Below are 6,903 nucleotides of genomic sequence, written 5' to 3'. Positions count from 1 at the left end.
GCTCCAATGCAAACCAAAGTAGACGTTGGAGGCAGGCGATTCATTTACGTTCAATCAAGAATCGAACGCTACACTAGAGAGTGCGAGGTTCAGATGAAAACCGCCTATCCGACCGATGATGCCCGCTGGGGCGCCGTCACCGAGCGCGATCCGCATGCGGACGGCGCGTTCTTCTACGCCGTGAGCACGACCGGCGTGTTCTGCCGCCCGACCTGTGCGTCGCGGCTGCCGCGTCGCGAAAATGTGTCCTTCTTCGCCGATACGGCCGCCGCGCGTGCGGCCGGCTTCCGGCCCTGCAAGCGTTGCCAGCCGGAAGGGCTGCCGCGCGAGCTCGAGATCGTCAACCGCGCATGCGCGGTGCTCGACGCGCATGCGGAACGGCTCACGCTGCAGCAACTGAGCGACGCCGTGCACGTGAGCCCGTTTCACCTTCAACGCCTCTTCAAGCGCGTGGTCGGCGTGTCGCCGCGGCAGTACCAGGCCGCGCAGCGCGGCGCCGCGCTGCGTCAGGCGCTGCAAAGCGGGCAGCCGGTCACGCAGGCGGCCGTCGACGCGGGCTTCAACTCGCCGTCGCGGCTCTATGCGTCGGTACCGCGCGAACTCGGGATGGCGCCGTCGGCATTCCGCCGCCAGGGCGCCGGCCTGCGGATCGACTATGCAACCGCATCGACATCGCTCGGCACGGTGCTCGTCGCCGCGACCGAACAGGGCATTTGCCGGATCGCGTTCGGCGACGAACCGGCAGCGCTCGCCGGCGAGCTGAAAGACGCATTCGCGCGCGCCGAACTGGTCGAAGCGCCGGCCCGGCTCGCGCCGTTCATCGCGCAGATCCGCGCGTACCTGGACGGCACGCGGCACGCCTTCGACCTGCCGCTCGACATCGCGCCGACCGCGTTCCAGCAGCGCGTGTGGGAAGCGCTGACGCATATTCCGTACGGCGAAACGCGGAGCTACTCGGAGATCGCGGAGGCGCTCGGTTCGCCGCGCGCGGTGCGGGCGGTCGCATCCGCGTGCGCGTCGAACCCGGTCGCACTCGCTATCCCGTGCCACCGCGTCGTACAGAAGGGCGGCGCGCTTTCCGGGTATCGTTGGGGCGTGCGCCGCAAGGCGACGTTGCTGGCGTCCGAGGCGCGTCATGTGCACGACGATCAAACCGAATCCGTTGCGGAGGGCAGCGCAGCTTGAGCATCGCAAAAACAACGATCACATCCATCGTGAACGGCGGCCAGGTGCCGCCGTCCGCGCAAATGGAACTGCGCTTCAATGCGCCCTACGACTGGGCGCGCGTGCTGCGTTTCTTCAGCGGGCGCGCGATTCCGGGCGTCGAGCAGGTGGCGGACGGCGTGTATCGCCGTATCGTCGACCTGCACGGCGACGCCGGCCGGCTCACGGTCGCGAAACATCCGCGCAAGCATTGCCTGGTCGCGACGGTCGAAGGCGCGGTCGCGCGTCATGTCGATGACGCGTTCGCCGCGCGCGTCGCGACGATGTTCGACCTCGGTGCCGATCCGGCCGCCATCGGCAGCGGGCTGGCACGCGATCCGTGGTTCGCGCCGCTCGTCGAGGCCGCGCCGGGGCTGCGCGTGCCGGGCGCATGGTCGGGGTTCGAGCTGGCCGTGCGCGCGATCGTGGGCCAGCAGGTGAGCGTGAAGGCTGCGACGACGATCGTCGGGCGGCTCGTCGAGCGTGCCGGGGAGCGTGTGGTGCATGAAGACGACGGCGCGCCCGCGTGGCGCTTCCCGACGCCCGACGCGCTGGCCGCCTGCGATCTCGACAAGATCGGGATGCCCGGCAAGCGGGTGGCGGCACTGACGGGCGTGGCGCGCGCGGTGGCGGCCGGCGACGTGCCGGTCGATCGCGAGCACGCCGATCTCGCGACGCTGCGCAGTGCGTGGCTCGATCTGCCCGGCATTGGCCCGTGGACCGTCGAATACATCGCGATGCGCGCATGGCGCGATCCGGATGCATGGCCGGCCTCCGATCTCGTGCTGATGCAGTCGATCGCCGCGCGCGATCCGGCGCTCGACCGGCTTGCAACCCAGAAGCGCCGCACCGAAGGCTGGCGGCCGTGGCGCGCGTACGCGGCGCTGCATTTGTGGAACGAAGTGGCCGACCGGGCGGGCGGCGCGCGCGGCGGGTGAGGGCGGCCGCGATCGTGGCCGCACGCGGCCGGGTGCGACCTGGCGAGGCTGCGATGCAACCCGTTGCGCAGGTCGTGCCGACATGCGCACGCGACCTGCCGGACACCGGCCGTCACGGCCATACCGCGCCTCCGTCGCCCGCAGGGTGCCGGGCGCGCGAAGCACATTTACCCCGCTTTCCGCGGCCGGTCCGGCCACACGGTTGCACCTGCCGCCACCCGTTCGCACATCACGTTCCTTCGGACGAATTCGCGTGACCGGCGTGCCCGTTGCCGCCGCCTGGAACCGGTGACACATGCGGCGACCGCCGCGACCGGCCCGTCCGGCGGCCCGCTTCGGCCCGCGCACGCTGCCCGGGGCCACCTCAAGCGCGTGTTTCGGCGAGATGTTAAAGTGCCCGCTACCAACGAAGCGACCAACAATCCAGCCGGCCGCGCGCGGCGTTCTGCGCGCGGCCGTCACGCACTTGCGTCTCCATGTCGAACACCATGACTCACCGCCAGTCCGAACTGCTGCTGAATCGCCTCGACGCGCTGAGCTCGGGCCCGACGCGGCAGCATCTGCCCGACGGCCTGCGCGGCATCGAAAAGGAAAGCCTGCGCGTGACGCGCGACGGGATGATCGCGTTCACGCCGCATCCGCGCGCGCTCGGTTCGGCGCTCACGCATCCGTCGCTGACGACCGACTATTCCGAAGCGCTGATCGAGCTGATCACGCCTGCGGAAGGCGACGCCGCGATCACGCTCGAACGTCTCGACGATCTGCATCGCTACGTGTATGCGTCGCTCGGCGACGAGATGCTGTGGAACGACTCGATGCCCGGCCTGCTGCCGGCCGACGACCAGATTCCGATCGCCGACTACGGCACGTCGAACATCGGCCGCCTGAAGACGGTGTACCGGCGCGGCCTCGCGTATCGCTACGGCCGCACGATGCAGTGCATCGCCGGCATCCACTACAACTACTCGCTGCACGAAGAGGTGTGGCGGCGCCTGCATGCGGAAGAAGGCTCGACGGCCACGCTCGTCGATTATCAGTCGGAGCGCTATCTCGCGCAGATCCGCAACTTCCGCCGCCGCAGCTGGCTGCTGATGTACCTGTTCGGCGCGTCGCCCGCGCTCGATACGAAGTTCCTGCGTGGCAAGCCGCACAAGCTCGACACGTTCGATGCCGATACGCTGTACCTGCCGCATGCGACGAGCCTGCGGATGAGCGATCTCGGCTACTCGAACACGACCGCCCAGGCGGCGCTGCATGTCGACTACAACACGCTGCCCGGCTATCTCGACGCGCTGTCGAAGGCCGTGAGCGAGCCGTATCCGGCCTACGAGGCCATCGGCACGCATCGCGACGGCGAGTGGATCCAGATCAACACGAACGTGCTGCAGATCGAGAACGAGTTCTACTCGACGATCCGGCCGAAGCGCGTCACGTATTCGGGCGAGCGGCCGCTGCATGCGCTCGCATCGCGCGGCGTGCAGTACATCGAGGTGCGCTGTCTGGACATCGATCCGTTCGAGCCGACCGGTATCGCACTGGAAACCGCGCGCTTCATCGACGCGTTCCTGCTCGCGTGCGCGCTCGACGAGAGCCCGGCGCTCGACTGCCCCGCGTACCAGGAAGCGAACGCGAACTTCGGCAGCGTGACGATGGAAGGGCGCAAGCCGGGGCTCACGCTGCAGCGCGACGGCGAGTCGGTCACGTTGCAGGCGTGGGCAGACGATCTGATGGCCGATATCGAAACCGTCGGCCGCCGTCTCGACGAAATCCGCGGCGGCGACGAGCATGCGCGCGCGATCGCCGCACAACGCGAGAAGCTCGCCGATCCGGAGCGCACGCCGTCCGCGCACGTGCTGCGCACGATGCGCGAGCGCGGGCAGTCGTTCCTTGGGTTTGCGCTGGCGCAGAGCGAAGCGCATGCCGCGCATTTCCGTGCGAATCCGCCGTCGGCGGACACCCTGCGCACCGGGCAGGCGCTCGCCGCGAAGTCGCTGGCCGAGCAGGCCGAGCTCGAAACGAAGGAGGCCGGATCGTTCGACGCATTCGTCGCGGCCTATCGCGCGTATACGCTGAACCGCTTCAGCGTTTGATGCTTGCGCACGTGCATCGCGTCGATCGGCGCGGTGCGCGAGGCGCCTCTCCATCGCCGGTCGGCGCGCACCGTTCACCGTGGTGCGCTCGATCCGGTTCGATCAGCCGTCAGTGATGCGCGTACGTGCCGCGATCGATCGCAGGCGGCAGCGCCGGCTTGCCCGATTCCACGTTTGCCCCGCCGTCGCTGCCGTAGCCGGCGCTCTCGCCGCGCGCCTGCGCGGCACGGCGCATGATCGCCTGCATGTCGTCCGGAAAGTCGGGACTGCTCGCGAGACTCGTCCGGTAACCGGCGGCCTGCAGCTCCACGAGTTCCTGGCGGACCTGGGCGCGCGTCAGCGTCGATGCGGCCTGTGCGTGGGCGGCAAAGGCCGCGCCGATCAGCACGCATGCGCATGCCGCCTGTTTCATCGTCTTCATCGTTTCACTCCGTGAGGTTCCGGTGCCGTGCCTGCCGTGGCCGGCGCGGGCGGAATCGATGCGACCAGTCTAGGCTTCGGACGCCAAACGAAACATCCCGCCCGCCGTCAGGCACCTTTGCCGCACGTGCAACATTGCGCGGGGGCGGCGTCGCGCTGCGCCGGCGAACCGCTCGCGACGGGCTTCCTGTCGGATGCGACAGCGGGCCGCCTGCTGCCGGTCAGCGGGCGGCGGGTGGTTCGTATCGGGTCGCTACGCATCGGGCTTGTCCCCCTTGTACAAGCGCTGCGCGCCTCCTAACCTCTTTTAAGCGACTGATCGGTTGGCCGCGCGACGTCGTTGCGTGCGCAAGCGCCTGAGCGTTGTCGCGACTGCAGAACGTTGAGGTGAATTGAGTCCGGGAAGGCTGAAGCGCCAACCTGGGTTGCTCGAACGAGGCATCGGACCCGAGTAGGCGCTAAAGCGCCAACTCCGATCGACCGCCGTGGGGGTGAAGTAAGCGCTGAAGCGCTAACTCCAACCAGCCACGCCATGGGATCCGGGTAGGCGCTAAAGCGCCAAGCCGGATCGACAGGAGACACGATGAACCCCACCGACGCCCTACCGCCCGGCATCGTCTTCGCGCAGCCATTGACGCCGGTCGCCAACTCGCTGCTGCTGTCCTTCCTAGTCGCCGCGATCCCGATTGCGGTCGCGCTGATCGCACTCGGCGTGCTGCGCCGCCCTGCGTGGCAGGCCTCGCTCGCCGGGCTCGTCGCCGGTCTCGCGGTCGCGATCGGCGCGTGGGGGATGCCCGCCGGGCTCGCGTTCAACGCGGTCGGCGCCGGCATGGCGCTCGCGGTCGTGCCCGTGATGTGGATCGTCTTCAACGCATTGCTGCTGTACAACATCGCGGTGAAGTCGGGCCGCTTCGACCAGTTCCGGCAATGGATGCTCGACAACCTGCCAGACGATCGCCGTCTCGTGCTGCTCGTCGTCGCGTTCTCGTTCGGCTGTCTGCTCGAAGGGATCTCGGGATTCGGTACGCCGGTCGCAATCACGAGCGCACTGCTGATCGCGCTCGGCTTCCCGGCGCTCGAAGCGCTCACCTATACGCTGTTGTTCAACACGGCACCGGTCGCGTTCGGCGCGCTCGGCGTGCCGATCACCGTGCTCGGCGCGGTGACGTCGCTGCCGCCCGCGACGCTCGCGCAGATGGTCGGCCGCCAGTTGCCGTTCTTCGCGTTGCTGCTGCCGTTCTACGTGGTCGGCGCGTACGGCGGGCTGCGCTCGATCTCGAAGCTGTGGCCCGCGCTGCTCGTGTCGGGCGGCAGCTTCGCGATCGCGCAGTTCGTCACGTCGAACTTCCTCGGCTACCAGCTCACCGACGTGCTGTCGTCGCTCACGTCGCTGATCGTCACGATCGGCTTCCTGCAGGTATGGAAGCCGCAGCCCGATCCGCAATACGCGCTCGCGCGCGGCGTGCCCGCAACGGCCGGCGCCGCGCGCGCGGGCTTCGGCGGCTGGCTGCCGTGGCTCGTCGTGTCGGTGGTCGTGATCGTCTGGGTGCACGCGAACATCGCGGCGATCGGCGACGTGAAGATCAAGTGGCCGGGCCTGCACAACGCGGTGTTCGTGTCGCTGTACCACAAGCCCTATGCGGCGATCTGGGACTTCCAGCCGCTCGGCACCGGCACCGCGATCCTGGTCTCGGCGATCGTCACGGCGGCGCTGACGCGCACCGGCGTCGGCGCGTTCTTCGAATGCGTGGTCAAGACCTGGCGGCAGACGTGGATCGCGATCGTCACGGTGATGATGATCGTCGGGCTTGCGTACCTGCTGAACTACTCGGGGATCAGCTACACGCTCGGCACCGGCGTCGCGTCGACCGGCGCGCTGTTCCCGCTGGTGTCCGCGTCGCTCGGCTGGATCGCGGTGTTCCTGTCGGGCAGCGACACGTCGGGCAACGCGCTGTTCGGCAACCTGCAGGTGGTCGCCGCGCGGCAGCTCGGCCTCGATCCCGTGCTGATGGCCGCGACCAATTCGTCGGGCGGCGTGATGGGCAAGATGATCTCGCCGCAGAACATCGCGACGGGCGTGTCGACCACCGATCTGAAGGGGCAGGAGGGCGTGGTGTTCGCGCGCACCTTCTGGCACAGCGTGATCCTCACGCTGCTGCTCGGCGTGCTGGTGTTCCTGCAGCAGCACGTGCTGACGTGGATGATTCCGGCGCTGCCGAAATGATGTGAGCGCAACGACAGAGGGAAGGCGC

The 6,903-nt window shown here is 68.6% G+C and carries 5 protein-coding genes; 4 read left to right on the top strand and 1 reads right to left on the bottom strand.

Annotated features, from left to right (window positions below; translation table 11 throughout):
• The first annotated feature begins 93 nt into the window (after positions 1-93).
• The 3 genes from ada to gshA all read left to right on the top strand — a co-directional run bounded on the left by ada (position 94) and on the right by gshA (position 4,231).
• The gene (gene ada / locus BDO18943_RS34480) at positions 94-1,185 is read left to right on the top strand and encodes a bifunctional DNA-binding transcriptional regulator/O6-methylguanine-DNA methyltransferase Ada (protein WP_175025784.1); all 1,092 of its coding nucleotides are present in this window, start codon (positions 94-96) and stop codon (positions 1,183-1,185) included.
• Positions 1,182-2,141 carry a DNA-3-methyladenine glycosylase family protein gene (locus tag BDO18943_RS34475; RefSeq protein WP_043184769.1) on the top strand — a complete coding sequence of 320 codons (960 nt, stop codon included), beginning with the start codon at positions 1,182-1,184 and terminating at the stop codon, positions 2,139-2,141. Before ada ends, BDO18943_RS34475 begins: the two co-directional genes overlap by 4 nt.
• Positions 2,142-2,617: 476 nt before the next feature.
• Positions 2,618-4,231, top strand: coding sequence for a glutamate--cysteine ligase (gene gshA / locus BDO18943_RS34470; RefSeq protein WP_175025783.1), 1,614 nt, complete (start codon positions 2,618-2,620; stop codon positions 4,229-4,231).
• Positions 4,232-4,340: 109 nt separating this feature from the next.
• On the opposite strand, the gene BDO18943_RS34465 is transcribed toward gshA, so the two are convergent.
• Positions 4,341-4,652: a DUF4148 domain-containing protein gene (locus BDO18943_RS34465; protein WP_175025782.1), complete on the bottom strand. Its 312-nt coding sequence runs from the start codon at positions 4,650-4,652 to the stop codon at positions 4,341-4,343.
• A 582-nt stretch (positions 4,653-5,234) separates the two neighbouring features.
• Here BDO18943_RS34465 and BDO18943_RS34460 point away from each other — a divergent pair.
• Positions 5,235-6,875, top strand: a complete 1,641-nt coding sequence (locus BDO18943_RS34460; RefSeq protein ID WP_175025781.1) for an L-lactate permease — start codon at positions 5,235-5,237, stop codon at positions 6,873-6,875.
• The last annotated feature ends 28 nt before the right edge of the window (positions 6,876-6,903 follow it).

Origin of the sequence: Burkholderia aenigmatica (assembly GCF_902499175.1) — a bacterium.
Classification (GTDB): Bacteria; Pseudomonadota; Gammaproteobacteria; order Burkholderiales; family Burkholderiaceae; genus Burkholderia; species Burkholderia aenigmatica.
The sequence above is the reverse complement of the archived record's forward strand: the minus strand, read 5'-3'. Positions and strand labels throughout refer to the sequence as shown.

What these genes read in the sequence shown, in the direction of transcription:
- ada (WP_175025784.1), top strand. Translation starts at nt 94, where the DNA reads ATGAAAACCGCCTATCCGACCGATGATGCCCGCTGGGGCGCCGTCACC.
- gshA (WP_175025783.1), top strand. Translation starts at nt 2,618, where the DNA reads ATGTCGAACACCATGACTCACCGCCAGTCCGAACTGCTGCTGAATCGC.
- BDO18943_RS34465 (WP_175025782.1), bottom strand. Translation starts at nt 4,652, where the DNA reads ATGAAGACGATGAAACAGGCGGCATGCGCATGCGTGCTGATCGGCGCG.
- BDO18943_RS34460 (WP_175025781.1), top strand. Translation starts at nt 5,235, where the DNA reads ATGAACCCCACCGACGCCCTACCGCCCGGCATCGTCTTCGCGCAGCCA.